Here is a 22,496-nt window from a genome sequence, read left to right on the forward strand (position 1 = left end):
AGGGGTTGTTACTTCGCGTGGGGTCGCGTTTCCAAGGCCAATTATCGCATGGGTCCCGGCGTGCGGCGAACAGATTTCAATCGACCGATGGGGTCCGGCGCGCATTCAGCATGACTTTCGGCGCCCCCTCAGGCCACCCGATGCCGGTAGCATGCGGTGATGCTGAGCCGCCTTAACCACAGCCGACTGTTGCGCTTCGCCGGCCTCCTCACGTGGGGCATGGTTGGGCTGTGGCCGATTCAGCTATGGCTGGCTCCGGGCGGGCTGGAATTCCTGCCGGCTGTCAGCGGCCAACCGTTTTACCTGCTGATCGCGCGTTGGGTTGCGTTGTACCTGACTTTCGGCGGCGCGTACTGGTGGCTGACCCGCGACCTGGGGCCGCGCCGCACCGACTATCTGTCCCTTGTCCTGCTGCTGGTGCTGACGATCTGCGCGGTGGGCATCAGTTACCTGTCACGCACCGGTCTGGGCAGTGTCCTGCTGATGGTGGTGGCTGGACTGCTGCCATGGCTGTTATCGCTGCGGGTGGGAGTGGGTTGGCTGGTCGGGGGCAATCTTGCGATCACGCCGGCGTTTGTTGCGTTGGGCATGCCGGTGCTGGTGGCCTTGATGCAGTCGCTGGCCTATATGGGGTTTTCCAGTCTGGTGTTTGTCACCGCGCTGGTGGCCCGCCAACAGGCCCAGGCCCGTGAGGAGCAGCGTCAGCTGAACGCCGAGTTGCATGCCACGCGCCTGCTGTTGGCAGAGAGCGCGCGAATCAATGAGCGCACCCGCATCTCCCGTGAGCTGCATGATTTGCTGGGCCACCATCTGACGGCGCTGAGCCTGAATCTGGAGGTGGCCGGGCATCTGACCGATGGCCGGGCGAAGGAGCACGTCGTCCAGGCCCACACCCTGGCCCGCTTGCTGCTGACGGACGTGCGCGAGGCGGTCAGCCATTTGCGGGTGGAAAAGGCGATCGACCTTGCGCTGACGCTGCGTCCGTTGGCCGAGAACATCTTCACCCCGAAGATCCACATGGATATCGAGGAGCCGCTGACGGTGGACGATCCGGAGCGTGCGCACGTGCTGTTGCGTTGCACCCAGGAGATCATTACCAACGCGGTGCGCCATTCGGCTGCCGGCCATCTGTGGATCCATTTCAGGCGCGAAGATGGATGCATCGTTATGACGGCCCGCGACGATGGGCGAGGTGCCAGCCAGGTTGCCATCGGCAACGGACTGCGGGGTATGCGCGAACGCCTCGCCCAGTGTGGCGGTGATTTGACCATTGAAACCCGGCCACAAGCAGGCTTCCGCCTGCATCTTGTGTTGCCGCTGTCGGCAGACGCCGTGGCGGCTACCCGCGAAGGAGTGAAAGCATGACCCCCAATCCGATCAAACCCCGTCATCCGGACAAGCCGATAACCGTCCTGATCGTCGATGACCAGACCCTGGTTCGCCAGGGGGTGCGGTCGCTGCTGGAACTGGCCGAGGGCATCGAGGTCGTTGCCGAGGCTGGCGACGGCAAGCACGCGGTCGAGCTCATACCGCAGGTCCAGCCCGACGTGGTGCTGATGGACATGAGGATGCCGGTGATGTCGGGGCTGGAGGCGCTGCAGGAGCTGGCCCGCCGGGACCAGCTGCCGCCGACGATCATCCTGACCACGTTTGATGACGACCAGATGGTGCTGGCTGGGATCAAGGCAGGGGCCAAGGGCTACATGCTCAAGGATGTGTCGCTGGAGCAACTGGTGGGAGCGATCCAGACCGTTGCCGGTGGCGGCTCACTGGTCCAGCCGGCAATGAGCCAGCGCCTGCTTTCGGGGCTGGAACACATGCGCAACGAGTTCGTCAGCCTGGATCGGCCCGATCCGTTGACCGAACGCGAGACCGAAATACTGCGATTGATGGCGGGAGGGTTTTCCAACAAGGAGATCGCCAATTCGCTGGGAGTGGCCGAAGGCACCATCAAAAACCACGTCTCCAATATCCTGTCCAAATTGGGTGTGCGCGATCGCACGAGAGCGGTGCTGAAGGCATTTGAGCTGCAGTTGGTGTAAATACCGGACAATTTCGTGATTCTTGTGACCTGGCTGACATGCGACAGACCCGTTTTCCTTGCTAGGATTACGGGTCTGCCCCCCGTCCCATTCCGGGTCTGGCCCTGGAGAGAACCTGTATGACCCGTTTGATCGAATTCCTGATTTCGCTGGCAATCGTGGCCGTGGCGTTCCTCGTCATCGGTTTCTTCCTGCCATCCACCCGTCACATCCAGCAGTCGGTGGAGACCAATCGCAAGATGACGATTGTCTATGACACCCTCAACAGCTTTGCCCGTTTCGACGATTGGAACGTGCTTCCGCTGCGGGATCCGTCGATGGATATCAAGCTTTCCGGCCCGGAAAGCGGGGTTGGCGCGGAGCTGAACTACAGCTCTGATGCGAAGGGCGTGGGAGACGGCAGCTGGAAGCTGGTGGACAGCCAGCCGCGCAAAAGCGTGAGCTTCGAGGTCGTCAACAACGAACCCGGTACCAACAAGCGCACCAGCTACATACTGGAGCCGACCGGACGCAGCAATCGCAACGTCAAGATCACCCAGACCTACGACGTTGATTACGGAATGAACCTGTTTGGCCGCTACGCCGGCATGTATGTCACCAGCGGCATGGGCGACCGCATGAAGATGAGCCTGAACCGGTTCAGCAACATGCTCGCTGCGGTGCCGAACTACGACTATGCAGAGCTCAGCAAGGACAACCCGGAGATGGCTCCGAAGGTGATCGAGCGCCCGGCGGTCAACATGCTGGTAGTCGGTGCGGCCGTGGAGCGTAACAACGAAGTGGTCCAGCGCACGATGAAGAACAACATGCAGTGGATCGAGAAGGTCATGAAGGCCAATAACCTCGAACCCGCAGGTCCGGTGCGCATCATCACCAATGAATTTGGTGCCGAAACCTACGCGTTCGATGTCGCCCAGCCGGTGCGCAAGGCTGGCAGTGGCGCGGACAAGAAGTCGGCTGCCGACGAGACGGACGCTGACGAGACCGCAGACGATGCCGGGGCGGATGCCGCCGATATCGCCGCCGCCAATGCGGCCCCCGGTCCGGTGGTGAAGCTGGACATCAAGTTGGAAGGTCCGGTGACCCAGGTGTTCGAGGAGCCCGCCAGGGTGGCCATGGTTCCGTTTGTCGGTCATATGGCCAACATGCCCAAGGTGCGTGATGCCCTGCGGGCCTGGGTGATGACCGGCGGCGATGAAACCGCCGGGCGTCCGTACGAGGCCTGGATCAACGGTATCGACAAGGGCTTTACCGAGGACGGGGAGTTCGAGGTGTACTGGACGCTGCGCTAAGCAGACGCTGTACCGGACTTGAGATGCGCCGCGGATCCCGCGGCGCATTTTTTTTGGGTGCCCCGATGGGTAGCCCTGCTATCTTGGACGACCTGTCGCGAGGCCATCGAATGATCACGACCGCTGATCCAACCCGGGTCGCCCGGCCCCTGCGGGCACTTGCCGCGCTGGGCGCTGTGCTCGCCGCGGCCTCGGTCGCACTGTTTGCCTATGCCGCCCATTCCGCCGAGCCTGAGGTCCAGGCGAGCCTGCACTCGGCGGCGCTGTTTGCGTTCGGCCACGGCATCGCGCTGGCCGCGCTGGCCCCGGTTGCAAGGCGGCGATTGACAGCGATCGCGCTGGGGATGCTGTTGCTTGGCACGCTGCTGTTTTCTGGCAGCTTGGTGAGTGCGCATGGGTTAGGCACACCGACCTCGCTCGCACCGCTGGGCGGCGGCCTGATGATCCTCGCCTGGCTGCTGTGGGCGGCCGACAGCGTGAGGCGCTGAGATGCCACGGCATTCGCGCGGATTCGATACCGCGGCGGCGCATGCCCACCTGGCCCGGCGCGATCGCGAGCTGGGCAGCTGGATGCGCCGGCTCGGCGTGATCGACCCCGATCCTCGCTGGCGCAAGTCGTTCGACCCGGTCGATGCGCTGGCCCGCGCGATCCTCTACCAGCAGCTCAGCGGCAAGGCTGCGGCGACGATCGTCGGACGGGTCGAGGCGGCGATCGAAAGCGACCGTTTCCACTGCGACACCTTGGGCCGTTGCGACGATCCGACCCTGCGCGCATGCGGGGTGTCCGGCAACAAGGTGCTGGCGTTGCGTGACCTGGCCCTGCGCGAGGCGGCCGGCGAGATTCCGACCCTGCGGCGGATGGCGACGATGGACAATGACGCGATCATCGACGCGCTGGTGCCGGTGCGCGGTATCGGCCGCTGGACCGTGGAAATGATGTTGATGTCCCGTCTTGGTCGCCCCGATGTACTGCCGATCGACGACCTCGGCATCCGCAAGGGCGCCCAGATCGTCGACAAGCTCGAGGTGCTGCCGAAGCCGAAGCAACTCGCGCAACTCGGTGAACGCTGGGGGCCATACCGCAGCTACGCCAGCTTCTACCTGTGGAAGATTGCCGACTTCGCGGTCGAGGCGAAGACGCCGACCAAGCGCTCGCAGGACTGAGCCGGACGCCGTCTGGTCATTCGGTTTCTTGGGGAGCCCAACGCCAGTGCCACGGCTCGTAGACGATGCCGTGGGGATTGTCGCGGGGGTAGCTCATGGCGAAGCCGTGGCTGCCGGCGGTGGCGGTCAGCCAGTCGAACGCGGGCGTCTGTTCGAAGGTCTCCTCGGCCGGCGGTTCGCCCGGGGTGCCGATGTCGAGAGCAAAACCTGAGTGGTGCTCGCTGTAGCCGGGTGCGGCGTTGACACGGAGGATCTCCGGGACTGCCTGTCCGCGCGCGAGTTTTCTCTCGAAGATGCCCAGCTGGTAGTCATGGCTGCGATAGCCGGAGATCGCCTCCAGCGCCACGCCTGCCTGTCTGGCGGCCTCACGCAGGTGGGTCCACGCACGGGCGGCGCCGGCGCGCAGCCACAACGGGCGCCGGTAGCGGTCCAGGCCGGCCAGGGTGAGCCAACCGGGCTCGGCCACCAGCGGCAGGCCGGTGCGCTCGCCATAGCCGTCATCCAGGCCGAGTGCGTCCAGCCGTTCACGCAGTCCGTCCAGGGGCAGCTCGTCCGGCTGGAGCCGGCTCGACCAGGCGTGGCCCGGATGGAGCACGCCGCGCTGTTTCGCCAGCACCTCCAGGGCCGCCGTGACGCCGGGCTCCCGGGTCAACCGGGGAATCAATGGCACAAGGCCTTCGGGCAGTTGCGCTGCGAGATAGCGGCCATCGCGCTTGCGCCGCAGTATGTGGTTCGCGCGCGACAGGATGCGGGCATCGTGATTGCTGCGCGCATGCAACAGCCCGCTGGGCCACAGTTCGACCTTCGGGGTGTTGATCAGCAGCTTTGACTGGCCACGCATGTCGGTCAGGTTAGATCGGTGCCGCGGCCGTCCGCTTGAGGATCAAGCGAACCTGGTCGAATGGGTTGACCTGGTTGGCCGCTACCAGTTCCCAGCCTTCCTGGCCCAGGCGGTTGAGCTCTTCTTGCAGGCGCTCGGTCATTGATGGCCCCAACATGCTGGGGTTCATCTCCACTACTTCGTAGATCCACGGTGTGCTCATGGGTTGATTCCCTTGCTGGAAGGCGTGCGGGTGGTGCCGGGCAGTCGGCCAGCCTTGCGAACGCGTCTGGTAAAACATACCCGATCTGCGCGTTGACGCTGCGGCTGGCCTCGTCAGGGCGTGATCCGGTACAGCGGTGCGGGAATGAACTCGCCGGTCGCATACAGGCTGCGGCCATCGGCGGCCCATCCCAGTGCCTCGGCCTGCGGCAACCATGGCAACAGGCTGGTGCGGGGCTGATGGGCCACCGCATCGGCCCAGTCGCCACCCTCGGCACGCGGGTACAGCAGCAGGTAGCGGTAGGTCATCACCGCCAGGGTGGTGCGGTCGGGTGATACCGAGGCAGCGGTGATCTGGCTGCCCAATGGCGTCCGTCCTGCTGCTTCGGCCGGCGTCTGGCCGGTGCGCGTGGCAGAAGGCACCCCCGCCAGCGTGCCGATCCGGGTTGCGGTGAGCAGCTCCCGGTCCGGTGGTTTCAGCGGTAGCACGAACAACTCTGGCGGCTGGCGCTTCTTGGAAACCAGCAGGATTTCGCCGCGCTCGGGATCCACCGTGACCGCCTCGCAATCGGACGGCCCGTCGGGCCAGCGGAACGCGATCGACCAGGCGGGTTTCAGGCGCGCGTTGGTGAGCGTCGCCGGTTCCTCGATCACGTGCAGTTGCAGGCTGTGGCGCAAACCACCGTTGTCGCCGGTGTCGGCGATCAGCAGGTAACGCTTGCCACCGAACTCGAACGCTTCCATGTCCTCCCAGTCGGTCTTGGTCACGCCTTCGATGGTGTAGGTCGCCAGCCGACGGCCGCTGGTGCTCACGGCGAACAGTCGCGCCGGATTGTCACCATCGTCATGCATCCACAACACGTCCGGGTGCAGCGATGAGGCGGCCAGCCCGCTGATCTCATTGAGCTGCATGTCCAGCAGGACGCCGCTCATGCGCGCTTCGGTGGCATGGGTGGTGGCATCGTCGGAACGCGTGCAAGCCGGGACCACTACCGCCAGCAAGGCGGCCATGGTGATTCGCGACAGCAATAACGGCAGGCGAGGGCGCATGCCGGAAGGATCGCATGCGCCTGCCGTTGCAGGAAACGCGGTACCGCGACCGATTGGCGGAAGTTAGACTGCCTCGACACATTGGACAAAACTGTCCCCATCGACCGGTATCACCCATCCATGCCTGAAACCCCGACTGAAACCTCGACAAAAGCCCAGAGCAAGACCCCGCAGCCCGGTGTTGAAACCGGCTCCGTCAGCCTCGGCACCCCGTTGTCACCGCACGCGTTCCGCGTGTTGCTGCTTGGCTCTGGCGAGCTGGGCAAGGAGCTGGCGATCGAGTTGCAACGCTTTGGCGTGGAGGTGATTGCGGTCGATCGCTATGCCGACGCCCCGGCGATGCAGGTGGCCCACCGCAGCCACGTGATCGACATGCTGGACGGGGCCGCGATCCGCGCCGTGGTCGCCGCGGAGCAGCCACAGCTGATCGTCCCGGAAATCGAGGCCATCGCTACCCAGGCCCTGGTCGAGCTTGAGCTCGAGCTCGGCGAGCCCGGTCGGCATCCCGGCGGCCACCCGATGCGGGTGATCCCGACGGCCCGCGCGGCGCGGTTGACCATGGATCGCGAGGGCATCCGACGGCTGGCGGCGGAAGCCCTCGGGGTCGCCACGTCGCCCTACCGCTTCGTCGATACCTTGGCCGACTACCGCGTCGCGGTCGCGCAGATCGGCCTGCCGTGCGTGGTCAAGCCGGTGATGTCCTCGTCAGGCAAGGGCCAATCGCTGGTGCGCGGCCAGGCCGATATCGACAACGCCTGGGAGTACGCCCAAACCGGAGGACGTACTGGCGCGGGGCGCGTGATCGTGGAGGGGTTTGTCGATTTCGAATACGAGATCACCTTGCTGACCGTGCGCCATGCCGGTGGCACCACGTTCTGCGCGCCCATCGGGCACACCCAGGTGGACGGCGATTACCGCGAGAGCTGGCAGCCACAGCCGATGTCGGCGCTGGCGTTGGAGCGTGCGCAGGCGATGGCAAAGGCGGTCAGCGATGACCTCGGTGGCTGGGGCGTGTTTGGCATGGAGTTTTTCATCAAGGGTGATGAGGTCTGGTTCAGCGAGGTTTCCCCGCGTCCGCATGACACCGGGCTGGTGACCCAGATCGGACAGGACCTGAGCGAGTTCGCCCTGCACGCCCGCGCGATCCTGGGGCTGCCAATACCGGTGATCCGCAGTCATCCCGCTTCCGCCTCCTGTGCGGTCCTGGCGCACGGACACGGTGTGCCGGTGTTTCACGGCGTCGATGCGGCCTTGGCCCAGCCCGACACCCAACTGCGCCTGTTCGGCAAGCCGCGAGTCGAGGGCCAGCGCCGGGTCGCGGTGACGCTGGCGCTGGGGGAAGATGTCGAGCAGGCCCGCGAGAAAGCACGCCATGCCGCCGCGCAGCTGCGGGTAGAGCTGCGCTGAGCGACCCCACCATCAACGCACCAGCTACAGGAGTCCCGATGGACGATCACAATGGATATGCCGTGTTCTTCTTTCCACAAGCGCTGGAGGCGCTGGGTGAAGCGATAAAACCCTACCTGGGCGAGGGCAAGGCCGGCGTCCACGTAGTCTGTCGCGAAGTCGATACCGGCGGTTCGATGATCAAGATGACCCTTGACGGGCGCACCAGCGCCGGGGAGTTGATCGAGTTGGAGTTGATGGTGCCTGGCAGCATGGTGCGAATGATCGCATCGGCCCGCAGCGAAGAGGCTTTCGGATTTGGCCCCAGGGTCGCGGTGCCGGTGGCAGTGCCGGCCACCGGGGAAGAAGAGCCGAAGCCTCCGGCCTGAGCCAGGCGGCTTCGGCCCCTTGCGTCGACTTACCGGGGTACGACCACATCCAGCCATACCAGGTGATGGTCGCTTGCCGCGGCGATAGCGCTTCCCGACTCGCCAGTGACGGGCCAGAAAACACCGCCATCGGATATCCGCAGATCCCTTGATGGCAGCACGTAATCCAGTCGAAGGGTGCCTCCCTTGGGTCCGAAGTCACCGGTATGGGTGGCGACATCGCCATTGCGCGGGAGGGCCCGCTCACCCGCCCGTTCGATTGCGCCGTTGCTGCGGGGCACGAAGCTGGCGTTGACCCGGGGGTTGTCCAGCAATTGCGCGATGGCACCAGGTACACCATCGCCATCGACAGGGTCGGCGTTGTAGTCGCCGACGATCACGAACCGTGCATCGCTGACCAGTCCGCCGCAGCGCCCACGGTCGTCGCACAACCATGGCTTGTCGCCCGCGGAGATGTACTCGGCCCATAACCGGATTTCATCGGCATTGCGCAATCCGTTGCGGTTCTCGGGGCCATCGAATACCGGTGGGGTCGGGTGGGCCGCCAGCAGGTGGACGGTGCCCATCGGGGTGGCGATCGGTACATCCCAATGCGACTTGGATGACAGGCGCAACTGCGACCAGACCTGCGGTGGGTACCACGGCTCGCCGCTACGCGGATCACGCGGTGCCCGGGCGTCTGGCATGGCACTCCACTTCAGGTGCTGGAAGCTGCGCACCGCGGCCGGGTCAATCGGGTACCGCGACAACACCAGCATCCCGTACTGACCGGGGTGCAGACCGTAACCCCAGGCGTCGTTGCCGCGGTCACGGCCATTGCCGCCGACCTCGCCGTTGCCGTCCAGGTCCAGTCCGCTGGGTACGCCGGTATTGACCGGGGCGAGATAGCGATAGGGGTAGTGCAGTGGCTCGCCGCCCCCGGGCTGGCCGAGCTCCAGATAATTTTGCTGGAACAGATCGGCCGCTCGTCCGGCCGGGTCGTAGTCGAACTCGTTGAGCAGCACGACGTCGGGGCGCACGCGTTGCAGCACGGCGGCGATCTTGCTGGCGTGTTCGTCGTTGGCCGACAGCTGTTGCACCAGGCCACCAGCGGACTCGCCGTACAGCGAGGTGTTGTAGGTCGCCACGCGCAGGGTGCTGTCGTTCATTGATTCGGTCATGTTGTCAGCCCAGGCGTTCGGGTCGCCGTGGATGGCGACCCGGACGCAGCCGGCCGTGGCAAGGGCCACCAGCACGATGGCGAGGGTCAATGCCCGATCCGATCGACGACGGCGCGGTGATGGGTGGCTGCCAGTAACGTGGCTGCCAGAGAAGCGAGGTAGATGTAATTGGTATCGCGACAGCGTCATTCAGCAGCTCCATCATCATTCAGATCGTGCCAGTTGCGCCCGTCGAACTGCTCCAACGGACGGAACCGGCGCTTGTAGTCCATTTTCGGGTGGGCAGCGATCCAGTAGCCCAGGTACAGATAACGGTGCTGCTGGCTGTGCGCCCATTGCAGTTGCTTGAGTACCGCCAACGTTCCCAGTCCACGCTGGTGTTCCCGCGGATCGTAGAAGGTATACACCGCCGACAACGCGTCCTCGATGACATCGGTCACCGCGACTGCCAGCAGCCGGCCTGGACCCTGTGCTTCCGGCTCGCGCAACTCGATGAAGCGACCGGTGTTCCACAGCCCGCCGAGGAACTGGTCGAACTCGGTGGCACCGTGCCCATCCATGCCTCCGTCCTTGTGGCGCGCGGCAAGGTAACGCTGGTATAGCGCCAGTTGCTCATCGGTGCGCTCGGCTGGCAGCACCCGCATTTCCACTCGCGCGTTGCGCGCCAGACAACGGCGTTGACTGCGATCGGGGCGGAAGCGCTCCACCGGGATTCGCACCGCGACACAGGCTTGGCAACCCTGGCAATGCGGCCGGTAGACGATGCCGCCGGAACGACGAAATCCCCAGCCCAGCGCCATCGGATAGCGCTGGGACAATTGCGGATCGCACGGGTCCAGCACCAGGTCACGGGCAATCCGCTGCGGCCAGTAGCCACAGGGGTGTTCGGCGGTGTGGAACAGCCGCAGGTCGTCGAGGTTCCGGCGTGGATCGTTGCCCATGGCACCAGCATAGCGCTGCCCCCGACCGTAGGGGCAGCTCTAGAACTGCATCAAACCGCGACTTTCGACGTGCTTGATGACGTCGTCCACTTGCCACTGACCATCGTCATGGCGCGAGACCTCCAGCGTCTTGTAGCTGGCCCAGCCCCGGTGGTGATAGGCGGTGATCTGGACCGTGCCGCGGTCCGGTGCCGCCGGCCGGAATACCGCCACATCAAGGATCGTTGCCAGTTGCCCGGAGGCGCGGTGGCGGCTGCCCTGGTCCTCGTCGGCAATCTCGACACATGCCGTGGCCGGCACCAGGGTTGGCCTGGCAGCAGACAGGGAGGCAATGAGGGCGGGTGACGCATCGCCGCCGTCGACTCCCAGGCACGCGACCGGGGTGTCGACGCTGTCCAGCTCGCTGGCGAACACGACGCGGGCAACGGGAGCCAGGGTCGCGGCGATGGAGCCGCCGAACGGAGGGACGGCAAGCTGCGGCTCAACGGCGACGGGCGGCGGCGAGGGAGGCTGGTTGATGGTGTGGATCACGCCGGCGACCATCACTGCCGCGATCAACCCGAGCAGGCCCAGCTTGATACGCATCAGTCGCTTGCGGGCGGGCGTCTTGTGGGCAAGTTGGACGGCGGTGCGGAACGTCGGCATGGCATAGCCATGCTCGTCGTCGCTGCCGGGGCGGGTGGAGTCGATCAAGCCACCCTGTCGCAACAAGGTGCGCGCCTGGGCCTGCTGGTCGGAGCGTACGACCCACACCGCCGACTCCGGCGCGGATGGGTCGGAATAGCTGAAATGGCGGCGCCGGTTGCCCTTGTAGGACCGCCCATTGGTGATACGGACCTCGATGCCTGCTTCGCGCAACAAGGTTGCGACACCTTCGGCGTTCTCCAACCTGGGGCTGCTGAAAACCTTGCGCATCGGCGAACCTTCAGCCCCTGGCCGGGACGTGGGCCGCGGCAGCCGCGTCGGGCACCACGCGGATCAGGCCTTCCTGCGAGGTACTGGCGACCAGCCGGCCGCCGCGATCGAAGATCTGGCCCCGGGCCAACCCGCGCGACCCCTGCGCGCTGGGACTGTCGATCGAGTACAGCAGCCATTCGTCGGCGCGGAATGGCCGGTGGAACCACAGCGCGTGATCAAGCGACGCCATCTGGACGTTGGGCTGGTAGTAACTGATGCCATGCGGAAAAGTCGCCGTGCCCAGCAGTTGGAAGTCGGAGGCATAGGCAAGCAGTGCGTGGTGCAGCTCCGGCGCGTCGCCGACCCGCTCGGTGAGCCGGAACCAGACTTGCTGATGCGGCGGTCGCTTGGGTGGATTGAGCTCGTCGCGCGGGTAGACGTGGCGGAACTCGAACGGCCCCTCCCTCGACAGCCAGCGCTGGATCTTGATCGGCAGGGTCGCCATGACCTTCTCCGGCACTGCAGGCGATGACTCGATGTCCTCGGGCATCGGCACCGATGGCATCGACAACTGGTGCTCGGCGCCCGGTTCCACGTCCTGGAACGAGGCGGCCATGAAGAAGATCACCTGCCCGTGCTGGATCGCGGTGACCCGGCGGACCGAGAAACTGCCGCCATCGCGGGTGCGGTCGATCTGGTAGACGATCGGCGCGTTGATATCGCCGGCGCGCAGGAAGTAGGCATGCAGCGAATGCGCGGCGCGATCATTGACCAAGGTCTCGCGCGCCGCCGACAGCGCCTGCCCCAGTACCTGTCCACCAAACACAAACTTGGTGCCAATGTCGCGGCTCTGGCCCCGGAACAGGTTGTCTTCCAGGCGCTCCAGCGAAAGCAGGTCGATCAGCTCGGAAACGGGAGGAGTCATGCAGCAGCGCCGGTACGGGAAGCCGGCAATTATAGCGGGAGCACGTTACCGGAACGGACGGCCCGGCCCGGCAGGCGCTCCAGCGTGGTGGCCTGCAGCAGTCGGTGCCACGGAAAGCGCGGTCCCGGGTCGCGTTTGCGCGGTACCTGCACGCCGGGGTTGTCACTTGCCGCGACCGAGGCGGTGTCGAGGTCTTCATGGCCGGCGATCCATCGCAGCGCGGGGTGGGTAGCGCAAAGCCCGGTCAACAGCTGGATCAATCCGGACAACTGCGCGTCGGTGTACGCCTCGTCCATCGCCTGGTGGCGCGAGTCCAGCCAATCGGGGTAGCGGCCGGTGTTGACCAGCTCGATCCCGATCGAGCGCGGGTTGTAACCCTGGGTATGGTGGGCGACGCGCGTGGTGGCCACGTACTGCTGCACGCTGCCGTCGCGGTCGATATAGAAGTGGCCGCTGTTGCCAGTGCCGGACTGCGGATACAGCACCCGCTCGCCATAGTCACGGGCCATCGCCAGATCGGGCAGCTCGGTGCAGTGGATCACCACCAGGTCGACCTCGCCGCGCGAGCGAGCCTCCAGCAGGTCCTGGTATGGCAACGGCCGCACCACGATTGCCGGTGATTGGGAGGATGGCGGAAACTCGGTCGACATGGCGCGGATGCTAGCATCGCGGACCCCAGCTCCCGTTGCATGCCACGTGATTTCCGCCGTGGCGGCGGCACTCTCACCTCCGGACCCATCCATGCGCGGACATTGCATCCTTTCCCACGGCTTCGAGAGCGGTCCGGAGGCGACCAAGGTTGCCGCATTGGCGACGGTTGCCGGGCAGCGCGGCTGGTCGGTCGAGCGGCCGGACTATACCGACCTGGACGCCAGGCGCTCGGTCAGCGAACTGGGTGATGTGCCGGGCAGGCTGCGGCGGCTGATCGACCTGGCGCGCAACGCGGCAACGCGTGGCCCGGTGGTGCTGGCCGGGTCCAGCCTGGGCGCCTATGTCTCCGGACTGGCATCGCTGCAGGTACCGGTGGTTGGATTGTTCCTGATGGCGCCGCCGATCCGGATGGGCGAGGCCAGTCCGATGGAGGCGGCCGATGTTCCCATAAGCATCATCCATGGCTGGGACGATGAGCTGATCCCCGCCACCGAAGTGGTCGATTGGGCCGCCGCCCGACGGGCACGGCTGTTGCTGGTCGAGGACAGCCATCGTTTGTCCGGGCATGTCGACGCCAGTGTCGCGGCATTCAGTACGCTGCTGGCCATGCTGGCACCGTCGTCATTGGCGTCAGCGCCGCAGGTGGTCCGATGAAGTTCTTCGCCAGTTGCGGCAAGGGCCTGGAGTACCTGCTGGCTGACGAGATGCTGGCGCTGGGCTGCAGCCACGCCACTGCGACCATGGCGGGCGTGAACGTCCAGGGCACGGCGCTGGACGCCCAACGCGCGGTGCTGTGGTCCCGCCTGGCCAGTCGCGTGCTGTGGCCCATCACCGAGTTTGAATGTGGCGATGAGCAAGCCCTGTATGCCGGCGTGGCGGAAATCGCGTGGACGGAGCACCTGCATGACGGCGATACCATCGCGGTGGATGCGCATGTCTCGGGCACCGGCCTGACCCACGCGCGCTTCGCCGCGCAGCGGGTCAAGGACGCGGTGGTGGACGTGATGCGCGATGCCACCGGAGTGCGTCCGAGCGTCGATGTCGAGACCCCGGACCTGCGCGTGAACCTGGTGGTGCGCAAGGGTCGCGCGATTGTCTCGATCGATCTGGGCGGTGGTCCGTTGCACCGCCGTGGCTGGCGTCAGCACCAGGGCGAGGCGCCGCTGAAGGAGAACCTCGCGGCGGCAGTCTTGCTGCGCGGACACTGGCCACAGGTGTATGCCGATGGCGGCGGCTTGCTCGACCCGATGTGCGGCAGTGGCACGCTGTTGATCGAGGGCGCGCTGATGGCGGCCGACGTGGCGCCGGGGCTGTTGCGCCATGGCGGTTTCGTGCCCACGCGCTGGAAGGAGTTCGATGCGGAGCAGTGGCGCGAGCTGACCGATGACGCGCGTCGACGCGAGGCTGTCGGCCGTGCCGCGTTGCGGCCGGTGTTCTTCGGTCGCGACAACGACCCGCAGGCGATCCACGCCGCGCAGGACAACGAGGTGCTGGCGGGACTGGCCGGAGTGATCCGTTGGGAAGACGCGGGCATCGAAGGGCTGCGCCTGGGTTCGATTCCCCTGGTCCGGCAGTCCCATGGCGATGCCGCTTCGGAGCCGTCCGAACCGCCAGTCGAGGTGCCGGGGCCATCGCCGAGCGAAGCCGGGCCCTGGTCGCGAGCGACGCAGAAGCCGCGCCCGCCGGGCGGCCTGGTCGTGTGCAATCCGCCCTACGACCTGCGTCTGGCGGCCGATCCCGCGCTGTACCGCGCCCTGGGCGACGCGCTCAAGCGGGCGGTGCCGGACTGGCGCGCCAGCCTGTTGTGCGGCGATGCCGAACTCGCCCATGCCACCGGCCTGCGGGCGCTGAAGAAGTACCAGCTGTTCAATGGCGCGATTGAATGCACCTTGATTACCGTGGAACCGGTTGCCCCGCCGCAGCGCGAGCAAAAGCCCGGCGAGCCGGCACCGGCGTTGAGTGATGGCGCCCAGATGGTAGCCAACCGCCTGCGCAAAAACCTGCGCAAGCTCAAGGCCTGGCGCCAGCGCGAAGGCGTGACCTGCTTCCGTGCCTACGACGCCGACCTGCCCGAGTATTCCGCCGCGATCGACGTGTACCAGACCGATGAAGCCGCGCCGCGGACCTTCCTGCACGTACAGGAATACGCCGCGCCCGACGACATCCCCGAGCCGGTGCAGCGGCGCCGCTTGAACGAGTTGCTGGCTGCGGCGCGCGAGGTGTTCGCGGTGCCGCACGAGCAGGTCGCGCTGAAGACGCGCGCACGCGGCAAGGGCGGCTCAAAATACGGCCGATTCGACCAGCGGGGCGAGTTCATCAGCGTGCGTGAGGGTGACGCCCGCTTGCGGGTGAATCTGTTCGATTATCTCGACACTGGCTTGTTCCTGGACCACCGGCCGCTGCGCCGTCGGATCGGGGACGAGGCAGAAGACACGCGCTTCCTGAATCTGTTTGGCTACACCGGCGCGGCCACCATCCAGGCCGCTGTCGGGCGCGCCCGGCAGACAACCACCGTTGACCTGTCGCCGACCTATCTGCAGTGGTGCGCGGACAACCTTGCCGAGAACGGTTTTGGCGGGACCCGGCACCGGCTGGTGCAGGCCGATGCAGTGTCATGGCTGGAGACGGAGCAGGCCGAGTACGACCTGATCTTCTGCGACCCGCCGACGTTCTCGAACTCCAAGCGTGCGGACGATTTCGATATCCAGGCCAGCCACGTGCGCCTGTTGCGTGCGGCGGTTGCGCGGTTGTCGCGTGACGGTGTCTTGTATTTTTCCAACAATTTCCGCCGTTTCAAACTGGACGAGGCAGCCGTGGCGGAGTTCGCGACGTGTGAGGAGATCAGCGCCGAAACAATTCCGCCCGACTTTGCCCGTCACGCACGCATCCATCGCTGCTGGAAGTTGTCGCGGGGATAAGTCCGAGGCTATTTTCATGTGAACATCGGCAGGAGTTTCTGAGTCCTGGACACCCAATTCCAGCCCCTCGTCCAGCGCCGTGTTGTCCGGCGTGTATCTGGCGGCAGGCGTGACTACGGTCAACGACTTCCATCAGGCACCGGAGTCCTATGCACCCCGCCGGGAGTGGCTGGCAACGATGGTTGCCCCACATGTCAATTTTGCCGCGCGCATGAGCACGCCGCTTGGTCACGGCGCCGACTGGGCCGATCCCGCCACCACGCGCTGGGTCAACTCGCCCGAGGCGGCACGCAACGCGGTGCGTGCGCTGGTGCCGTATCGCCCGGACCTGATCAAGGTCTTCACCGACGGCTGGCGCTACGGCCACATGCCGGACAACACCAGCATGGATCCGTGGACCCTGGCCGCGCTGGTTGAGGAGGCGCATGCCAACGGGCTCAAGGTCGCTACCCATACCGTCACCGCCGAGCGCGCCGGATTTGCCGGCGATGCCAAGGTCGACCTGATCGCGCACAGCATCCAGGACCGCGTGTTGGATGCCGATACCATTGCCAGGCTCAAGGCTGGCGGCACCTATTACGCTCCGACCCTGACGGTGTACGAGCCGATCAGGATGGGGCAAACCGCGCCCGTCGATCCCCAGGATCCGAAGCTGCTCGGTCGCCAGCGCAACTTCATCACCGCGATGGAAAACGTACGCCTGCTGCACGAGGCTGGTGTACCCGTCGCACTGGGCACCGATGCCGGCATGCCTGGCACGCCACACGGCGCGGCCACCCTGCGCGAACTCGAGCTGCTGGTGCAGGCGGGCCTGACCCCGACGGAGGCGTTGCTGGCCGGAACCGCCGTCAGCGCTGCAGCCATGGGGCTGCAGAACGACCGTGGCCGGATTGCCAAGGGCCAGCGCGCCGATCTGTTGCTGGTCGATGGCAAGCCGTGGCAGGACATTGCGGACATCAAGCGGCTCAGCCATGTCTGGCTGAATGGCCAGCTGGTGCATGGCCCTGGCGTGCAAGTGCCGGCGAGCAACTCGCGGCTCTACCCGGAGTCGACAGCGATCGGGCCGCTGGTGGACGACTTCGAGCGCGCCGACCAGCGCACGGCGCTGGACACGCTGCGCACCGACGACAACGACGGTGGCAACGACCGCACGTGGCAGCTGACGCGGGTGGTGCCACGCGCGGATGGCGGCCACGCGCTGCGGACGATGGCGCGCATGTCCAGCAAGGATCGCGCGTATGCCTCCGTAGTGGTGCCGCTGAGCCGTGGATCGGTGCGTCCGGTGGATCTGCGTGACTTCCGTGGGGTGCGTTTCGACATTCGCGGCGAAGACGGCAGCCATGCGCTGATGGTGAAAGGCCTGGAAGGCGGACGCTGGAAAGCCGATATCCCCGTGCAGCCCCAATGGCAGAAGGTCACAGTCGATTTCAGCCAGCTCCAGTACGCGCCCTATCGGGTGGTTGAGGGCGAATCCAGGCCATGGGCAGGTGACGACGTCACCGACCTGCAGTTCATCGTCAACGGGGAAGGTGCCCGCATGCCGTGGTTCGAACTGGACAACGTGCAGTTCTATTGAGCCCCCGCCACTGGCGACTGGTACGGGCCTGGCCGGGGGTCGTGTCGACGGTGCTGTCGATTGCCTGTCAGGGGTTGCCGACCACTTCCGTCCGGTCATTGCCGAGCCAGCGGTAGATCACGCCACCGAGCAGGCCGCCGAGCAACGGCGCCAGCCAGAACAGCCAGAGCTGGCCGATCGCGCCAGAACCGGCGAACAGGGCCACGCCGGTCGAGCGTGCCGGGTTCACCGAGGTATTGGTGACTGGAATGCTGATCAGGTGGATCAACGTCAACGCCAGGCCAATCGCGATGCCAGCGAAGCCCACCGGCGCGCGGCCGTGGGTCGCTCCCATGATCACGATCAGGAAAAATGCGGTAAGGACCACCTCGCACAGGAAGGCTGCGGCAATGGAGTAGCCACCGGGGGACAGCGCGCCGTAGCCATTGCTGGCGAATGTACCGGCCGCGCTCGGGTCGATGCTGAAACCGCTGGCACCACTGGCGATCTGCAGCAGTATCCAGCCGGCCGCGATTGCGCCCACCACCTGTGCCGCGATGTAGGGCACCACGTCCTTGATCGGGAATCGGTCGCCGGCCCACAGGCCCAGCGTGACGGCCGGGTTGAAGTGACCACCCGACACGTGGCCGAACGCGTACACACCAGTGAGCACGGTCAAGCCGAATGCCAGCGCCACACCGAGATAGCCGATGCCGAACTGGTAACCATCGGCACCAACCACATGCGCCGCCAGTACCGCGCTTCCACATCCACCAAAAACCAGCCAGAACGTGCCAAGTAATTCGGCGGCGAGTCGTCGAGTCATCATGCTTCCCTCAGGTGTTTAACAGGCCATGGCCGGCCGCGATCTGAAGCCCGTGATCGAACCGCTACTGCTCCGCGGCGATAGTGTCGATTGGCCTGGGCGAGAAGTCCAACGCACGCGTCAGCTGAAACATCTTGTCGAGCTGTTCGCCGGGCCCGGCCTGCAGCCAGATGTGGGCGGAGCGACCGTCATTGAGTTCGACCAGCGTCTCGCGTGCCTCGACATCGGGTTGGCCGACCAGTTCGGCGCGATACCAGTGGATCTCCTGGCCGTTGATGACATCGACCTCCTCGCGGTTGCGACGTTTGGGATCGAACGCCGCATCGTTGGAAATGTACATTCCGAATGCTTCAGAACCGTCACTGCGCAACGCCCGGCAGAAGTCCGACGCATCCATTCCGCGATGCTCCCAGGTCAGGTCCGTATCACCGGGCAACTGTGGGCATGACTCCGGATCCTGCGCTTGCGCCGCGCCGGCCGCAAAAAGTAGCAAAGACAAGCAAAACATGCGCCTGGCCATTTGGTGTCCCCCCTGATCTTGCGGCGATGTGCCGCAATTGATTCCACAGCCCGGTATTCATGGGCTGGCAGCTCGACCCTAAAGCAGAAACGAAGCGTTGACAAACCTTTTGAGTGGGTGCATGAACGCCGGGCCGCCACGTGGATCGGGATTCATCACGGGCGCAGTGCAATCAGCAAACCGCGCGCGCTGGCGAGCCGAGCACCGGCATCGGGCAGGTCCAGGGTCAGCCGCAGCTTGTCCGGGCCGTCCATGCGGTACAGCTTCGATTGGCCCTGGATCAGCTTGATGATCGCCATCGGGTCGACATTGGGCTTGTCGATGAATTGAATGCGGCCGCCGTTTTCGCCAATGTCCAGCTTGCTGATGCCCAGCTCGGTCGCCTGCAGCTTCAGCGCGGCGATCGCAAACAGATGCTTGGTCGGAGTGGGCAACAAGCCGAAGCGGTCAATCATCTCGACCTGCAATTCGCGCAGCTGCTCGTCGTCGCGCGCTCCAGCGATGCGTTTGTAAAGGGTCAGGCGGGTGTGCACGTCGGGCAGGTAGTCGTCCGGGATCAGGGCCGGGACGTGCAGTTCCACGTCGGCGCCACGGTCGTGCGTGCCATCGATGTCGGGCAGCTTGCCCTGGCGGATGCTGCGCACCGCGCGCTCCAGCAACTCGGTGTAGAGACTGAAGCCGATCTCGGCCATCTGCCCGCTCTGGTCCTCGCCCAGCAGCTCGCCGGCGCCGCGGATTTCCAGGTCGTGGGTCGCCAGGGTGAAGCCGGCGCCCAGCTCGTCCATCGCCGCGATCGCGTCCAGCCGCTTCTTCGCGTCGGCGCTGATCGAACGCTGGTCGGGAACCACCAGGTAGGCATAGGCGCGGTGATGGGAACGTCCGACCCGGCCACGCAGCTGGTGCAGCTGCGCCAGGCCGAACTTGTCGGCGCGGTTCATGATGATGGTGTTGGCATTGGGGATGTCGATGCCGGACTCGATGATCGTCGTGCACAGCAACACGTTGAAGCGCTGCTTGTGGAAGTCGAGCATCACCCGCTCCAGCTCACGCTCGGGCATCTGTCCATGGGCGATGCCGATGCGCGCCTCGGGCACCAGCGCCTCGAGCTCGCGCTGCATGCGGCCGATGCTTTCCACGTCGTTGTGCAGGAAGTAGACCTGCCCGCCGCGCGATATCTCGCGCTGGAACGCCTCGCGCAGCTGGCTGTCGTCCCACGGCACCACGAAGGTCTGCACCGCCATCCGGTGCGCCGGCGCCGTTGCAATAATCGACAGGTCGCGCAGCCCGGCCATCGCCATGTTGAGCGTGCGCGGGATCGGAGTGGCGGTCAGGGTCAGCAGGTGGACGTTCGCGCGCATCGCCTTCAACGCTTCCTTCTGGCGCACGCCGAAGCGCTGCTCCTCATCGACGATCACCAGCCCCAGGTCTTTGAAGTGCACGTCCTTCTGCAGCAGCCGGTGGGTGCCGATGACGACGTCGATCGTTCCGTCGGCGGCCTTCTCCAGTTCGGCCTTGATCTGCTTGGTCGACTTGAAGCGCGACAGCACCTCGACCTTCAACGGCCAGTCGGCGAAGCGATCGCGCATGGTGTTGTAGTGCTGCTCGGCCAGCAGGGTGGTCGGCACCAGGACCGCGACCTGCTTGCCCGCAGCCGCGGCGGCGAACGCGGCGCGTACCGCGACTTCGGTCTTGCCGAAGCCGACGTCGCCGCAGACCACCCGGTCCATCGGCTGGCTGGATTGCAGGTCGCGCAGCACCGCCTCGATCGCCGCATGCTGATCGGGGGTTTCCTCGAACGGGAACGCGGCCGCGAATGGCTCGTACATCGCCCGGTCCAGGTCGATCGCCAGCCCCGCGCGCGCTTGGCGCCTGGCCTGGATTTCCAGCAACTCGGCGGCGACATCGCGGACTTTTTCCTGCGCCTTCTTCTTCGCCTTGCTCCACTGCTCGCCACCGAGTGAATGCAGCGGCGCGGTCTCCACCGACGCGCCGGAATACCGGTTGATCAGGTGCAACTGGCCGACCGGCACGTACAGGCGGTCGCCCTTGGCGTACTCGATTTCCAGGTATTCGTTCTTCTCGCCGCCGGCCTCCAGCGTGACCAGGCCGCGATAACGACCGACACCGTGGTCCTCGTGGACGATCGGCGCGCCCTCGGACAACTCGCCCAGGTCGCGGACGATGGCTTCGGGTTCGCGCCCGGCGCGCTTGCGCCGGCGTGGCTGGCTGGCGCGTTCGGGAAACAGCTGGCGCTCGGTGAGGACCGCCAGCGCCGGCTCGGTCAGGGCGAAGCCGTCGTCCAGTGGCGCGACCGCAATGGCGAAACGTGACAGTTCGCTTTGTTCCGCCAGCGGCAGCAGCCCGGCGAAGCTGGACCAGTCCGGCAGCACGTCCGGCTGCAGGCCAGCTGCCTGCAGGATCTCCAACAAGGCCTCGCGCCGCCCGGGTGAATCCGCCGCGACCAGCACCCGTCCGGGATAACTGCCCAGAAACGATTTCAACTCGCCGGCCGGAACCTGGTCGCGCGCGGCAACCGGCAGCGCGGGCGCCGGTTGACTGGCCAGTGCCTGCGCGCGTTCGCGTTGCGGATGGCCTTCGCCGCAGACCTCGATGCGCACGCCCTGGTTGAGGCGTTCGCGCAGCGCGTCCGGCGACAGGTACAAGGCATCCGGCGCCAGTAGCGGGCGTTCCAGGTCGTGGCGGCGCTGCTCGTAGCGTTCCCCGGTGTGGCGCCAGAACACCTCGGCGGCCTCGGCGGCACCTTCACCGAGCAGCGGCAGGGTGTTCTCGGCGAGATAATCGAACAGCGTCGCGGTCTGCTCGAAGAACAGCGGCAGGTAGTACTCGATGCCCGACGGCGCGGTCCCGGCTTTCAGGTCCTGGTAGAGCGCGCTGCGCCGCGTGTCCAGGTCGAAACGCTCGCGCAATGCGTCCAGTGCGTGCTTCAGCGATGCCTCGTCCAGTGGCAACTCGCGGCCCGGCAACAGATGCACTGTGTCGATCTTGTCGAACGAGCGCTGGGTCTCCGGATCGAAGCCGCGGATGGTGTCGATCTCGTCGTCCAGCAGCTCGACCCGGAATGGCTGGTCCGCGCCCATCGGATAAACGTCCAGCAGGCCACCGCGCACGGCGAAATCGCCCGGGTCGAGCACTTGCGGCACGTGCCGGTAGCCGGCCGATTCCAGTCGGCGTTTTTCTGCTTCCAGATCCAGTCGTTGACCGACCTGCACATCGAAACTGCCACCGACCACGTGGCGTAGTGGCGCCAGGCGTTGCAGCAAGGTCTGGACCGGCACCACCACGATGCCGCGCTGCAGTTTCGGCAGCCGGTTCAACGTCGCCAAACGTTGGCTGACGATTTCCGGGTGCGGGCTGAAGTGGTCGTAGGGCAGGGTTTCCCAGTCGGGAAAATGGAGTACCGGAAGCGGCGGTGCTGCCTTGTCGGTGGCCGCGTCATCGCGCGGACCCGAAGCGGGAACCCCCAACAGCGTGCGCAGGTCCGATTCCAGCTGTAGCGCGGCATGATTATCGCGCGCGACAACCAGCAGCGGACCGTCGTGAGCCGTTGCGGCGCAGGCGATGTGGAAGGCGAGGGCCGAGGGCGAGACCGGCGCGCGCCACCAGGCGCGCTGCTGGCCTGCCTTGGGCAGCGGCGGGGCAGGAAATATGGGGAAGGGCATCAGGTGCAGGATTTTAGCCGATCACGCCGTTGCCGGGCATAACCCGGGGCCGACGACC

At 65.8% G+C, this 22,496-nt stretch carries 21 protein-coding genes; 10 read left to right on the top strand and 11 right to left on the bottom strand.

What is annotated here, in order from left to right:
- Nucleotides 1-159 precede the first annotated feature (159 nt).
- The 5 genes from ACW7G1_RS05050 (at nucleotide 160) to ACW7G1_RS05070 (ending at nucleotide 4,498) form a co-directional block, all read left to right on the top strand.
- Nucleotides 160-1,365 carry a sensor histidine kinase gene (locus ACW7G1_RS05050; RefSeq protein ID WP_456978633.1) on the top strand — a complete coding sequence of 402 codons (1,206 nt, stop codon included), beginning with the start codon at nucleotides 160-162 and terminating at the stop codon, nucleotides 1,363-1,365.
- Nucleotides 1,362-2,042, top strand: a complete 681-nt coding sequence (locus ACW7G1_RS05055) for a response regulator (protein ID WP_456978634.1) — start codon at nucleotides 1,362-1,364, stop codon at nucleotides 2,040-2,042. Before ACW7G1_RS05050 ends, ACW7G1_RS05055 begins: the two co-directional genes overlap by 4 nt.
- Nucleotides 2,043-2,161: 119 nt before the next feature.
- On the top strand, nucleotides 2,162-3,334 hold the full coding sequence (locus ACW7G1_RS05060) for a polyketide cyclase (protein WP_456978635.1): 1,173 nt from the start codon (nucleotides 2,162-2,164) through the stop codon (nucleotides 3,332-3,334).
- 110 nt (nucleotides 3,335-3,444) lie between these two features.
- On the top strand, nucleotides 3,445-3,822 hold the full coding sequence (locus ACW7G1_RS05065) for a DUF423 domain-containing protein (RefSeq protein ID WP_456978636.1): 378 nt from the start codon (nucleotides 3,445-3,447) through the stop codon (nucleotides 3,820-3,822).
- A gap of 1 nt (nucleotide 3,823) precedes the next feature.
- Nucleotides 3,824-4,498, top strand: coding sequence for a DNA-3-methyladenine glycosylase family protein (locus tag ACW7G1_RS05070; protein ID WP_456978637.1), 675 nt, complete (start codon nucleotides 3,824-3,826; stop codon nucleotides 4,496-4,498).
- 16 nt (nucleotides 4,499-4,514) lie between these two features.
- Here the strand turns inward: ACW7G1_RS05070 and ACW7G1_RS05075 are convergent, their stop codons facing one another.
- The 3 genes from ACW7G1_RS05075 to ACW7G1_RS05085 all read right to left on the bottom strand — a co-directional run bounded on the left by ACW7G1_RS05075 (nucleotide 4,515) and on the right by ACW7G1_RS05085 (nucleotide 6,590).
- A complete protein-coding gene (locus ACW7G1_RS05075; protein WP_456978638.1) occupies nucleotides 4,515-5,339 on the bottom strand; it encodes a M15 family metallopeptidase in 825 nt (274 codons plus the stop codon).
- Between the two features lie 10 nt (nucleotides 5,340-5,349).
- A complete protein-coding gene (locus ACW7G1_RS05080; RefSeq protein WP_456978639.1) occupies nucleotides 5,350-5,541 on the bottom strand; it encodes a DUF4177 domain-containing protein in 192 nt (63 codons plus the stop codon).
- A 113-nt stretch (nucleotides 5,542-5,654) separates the two neighbouring features.
- On the bottom strand, nucleotides 5,655-6,590 hold the full coding sequence (locus ACW7G1_RS05085; RefSeq protein WP_456978640.1) for a hypothetical protein: 936 nt from the start codon (nucleotides 6,588-6,590) through the stop codon (nucleotides 5,655-5,657).
- A gap of 120 nt (nucleotides 6,591-6,710) precedes the next feature.
- Here ACW7G1_RS05085 and purT point away from each other — a divergent pair, with 120 nt between their 5' ends.
- Nucleotides 6,711-7,997 carry a formate-dependent phosphoribosylglycinamide formyltransferase gene (purT, locus tag ACW7G1_RS05090; protein WP_456978641.1) on the top strand — a complete coding sequence of 429 codons (1,287 nt, stop codon included), beginning with the start codon at nucleotides 6,711-6,713 and terminating at the stop codon, nucleotides 7,995-7,997.
- Between the two features lie 38 nt (nucleotides 7,998-8,035).
- Nucleotides 8,036-8,365, top strand: coding sequence for a hypothetical protein (locus tag ACW7G1_RS05095; RefSeq protein ID WP_456978642.1), 330 nt, complete (start codon nucleotides 8,036-8,038; stop codon nucleotides 8,363-8,365).
- A gap of 29 nt (nucleotides 8,366-8,394) precedes the next feature.
- On the opposite strand, the gene ACW7G1_RS05100 is transcribed toward ACW7G1_RS05095, so the two are convergent.
- The 5 genes from ACW7G1_RS05100 to ACW7G1_RS05120 form a co-directional block, all read right to left on the bottom strand.
- Nucleotides 8,395-9,615 carry an endonuclease/exonuclease/phosphatase family protein gene (locus ACW7G1_RS05100; RefSeq protein ID WP_456978643.1) on the bottom strand — a complete coding sequence of 407 codons (1,221 nt, stop codon included), beginning with the start codon at nucleotides 9,613-9,615 and terminating at the stop codon, nucleotides 8,395-8,397.
- A gap of 95 nt (nucleotides 9,616-9,710) precedes the next feature.
- Complete coding sequence (locus ACW7G1_RS05105; protein ID WP_456978644.1) at nucleotides 9,711-10,466, bottom strand: arginyltransferase; 756 nt, start codon at nucleotides 10,464-10,466, stop codon at nucleotides 9,711-9,713.
- Nucleotides 10,467-10,505: 39 nt separating this feature from the next.
- The gene (locus tag ACW7G1_RS05110) at nucleotides 10,506-11,381 is read right to left on the bottom strand and encodes a hypothetical protein (protein WP_456978645.1); all 876 of its coding nucleotides are present in this window, start codon (nucleotides 11,379-11,381) and stop codon (nucleotides 10,506-10,508) included.
- A 10-nt stretch (nucleotides 11,382-11,391) separates the two neighbouring features.
- The gene (tesB, locus tag ACW7G1_RS05115) at nucleotides 11,392-12,288 is read right to left on the bottom strand and encodes an acyl-CoA thioesterase II (protein ID WP_456978646.1); all 897 of its coding nucleotides are present in this window, start codon (nucleotides 12,286-12,288) and stop codon (nucleotides 11,392-11,394) included.
- A gap of 29 nt (nucleotides 12,289-12,317) precedes the next feature.
- On the bottom strand, nucleotides 12,318-12,938 hold the full coding sequence (locus ACW7G1_RS05120) for an N-acetylmuramoyl-L-alanine amidase (RefSeq protein WP_456978647.1): 621 nt from the start codon (nucleotides 12,936-12,938) through the stop codon (nucleotides 12,318-12,320).
- A gap of 91 nt (nucleotides 12,939-13,029) precedes the next feature.
- On the opposite strand from ACW7G1_RS05120, the gene ACW7G1_RS05125 reads away from it, so the two are divergent.
- From ACW7G1_RS05125 to ACW7G1_RS05135, 3 genes are all read left to right on the top strand, one after another.
- Nucleotides 13,030-13,593 (top strand): hypothetical protein, encoded by a 564-nt coding sequence (locus ACW7G1_RS05125; RefSeq protein WP_456978648.1) that lies wholly within the window; start codon nucleotides 13,030-13,032, stop codon nucleotides 13,591-13,593.
- The gene (gene rlmKL, locus ACW7G1_RS05130; RefSeq protein WP_456978649.1) at nucleotides 13,590-15,857 is read left to right on the top strand and encodes a bifunctional 23S rRNA (guanine(2069)-N(7))-methyltransferase RlmK/23S rRNA (guanine(2445)-N(2))-methyltransferase RlmL; all 2,268 of its coding nucleotides are present in this window, start codon (nucleotides 13,590-13,592) and stop codon (nucleotides 15,855-15,857) included. The genes ACW7G1_RS05125 and rlmKL overlap by 4 nt, the downstream gene beginning before the upstream one ends.
- A gap of 109 nt (nucleotides 15,858-15,966) precedes the next feature.
- A complete protein-coding gene (locus ACW7G1_RS05135) occupies nucleotides 15,967-17,433 on the top strand; it encodes an amidohydrolase family protein (RefSeq protein ID WP_456978650.1) in 1,467 nt (488 codons plus the stop codon).
- A 67-nt stretch (nucleotides 17,434-17,500) separates the two neighbouring features.
- On the opposite strand, the gene aqpZ is transcribed toward ACW7G1_RS05135, so the two are convergent.
- From aqpZ to mfd, 3 genes are all read right to left on the bottom strand, one after another.
- Nucleotides 17,501-18,238 (bottom strand): aquaporin Z, encoded by a 738-nt coding sequence (gene aqpZ, locus ACW7G1_RS05140; RefSeq protein ID WP_456978651.1) that lies wholly within the window; start codon nucleotides 18,236-18,238, stop codon nucleotides 17,501-17,503.
- A 64-nt stretch (nucleotides 18,239-18,302) separates the two neighbouring features.
- Nucleotides 18,303-18,578 (bottom strand): hypothetical protein, encoded by a 276-nt coding sequence (locus ACW7G1_RS05145; RefSeq protein ID WP_456978652.1) that lies wholly within the window; start codon nucleotides 18,576-18,578, stop codon nucleotides 18,303-18,305.
- Between the two features lie 335 nt (nucleotides 18,579-18,913).
- Nucleotides 18,914-22,438, bottom strand: a complete 3,525-nt coding sequence (gene mfd / locus ACW7G1_RS05150; protein WP_456978653.1) for a transcription-repair coupling factor — start codon at nucleotides 22,436-22,438, stop codon at nucleotides 18,914-18,916.
- Nucleotides 22,439-22,496 lie beyond the last annotated feature (58 nt).

The sequence above is a fragment of the Lysobacter sp. A378 genome, from assembly GCF_054052125.1.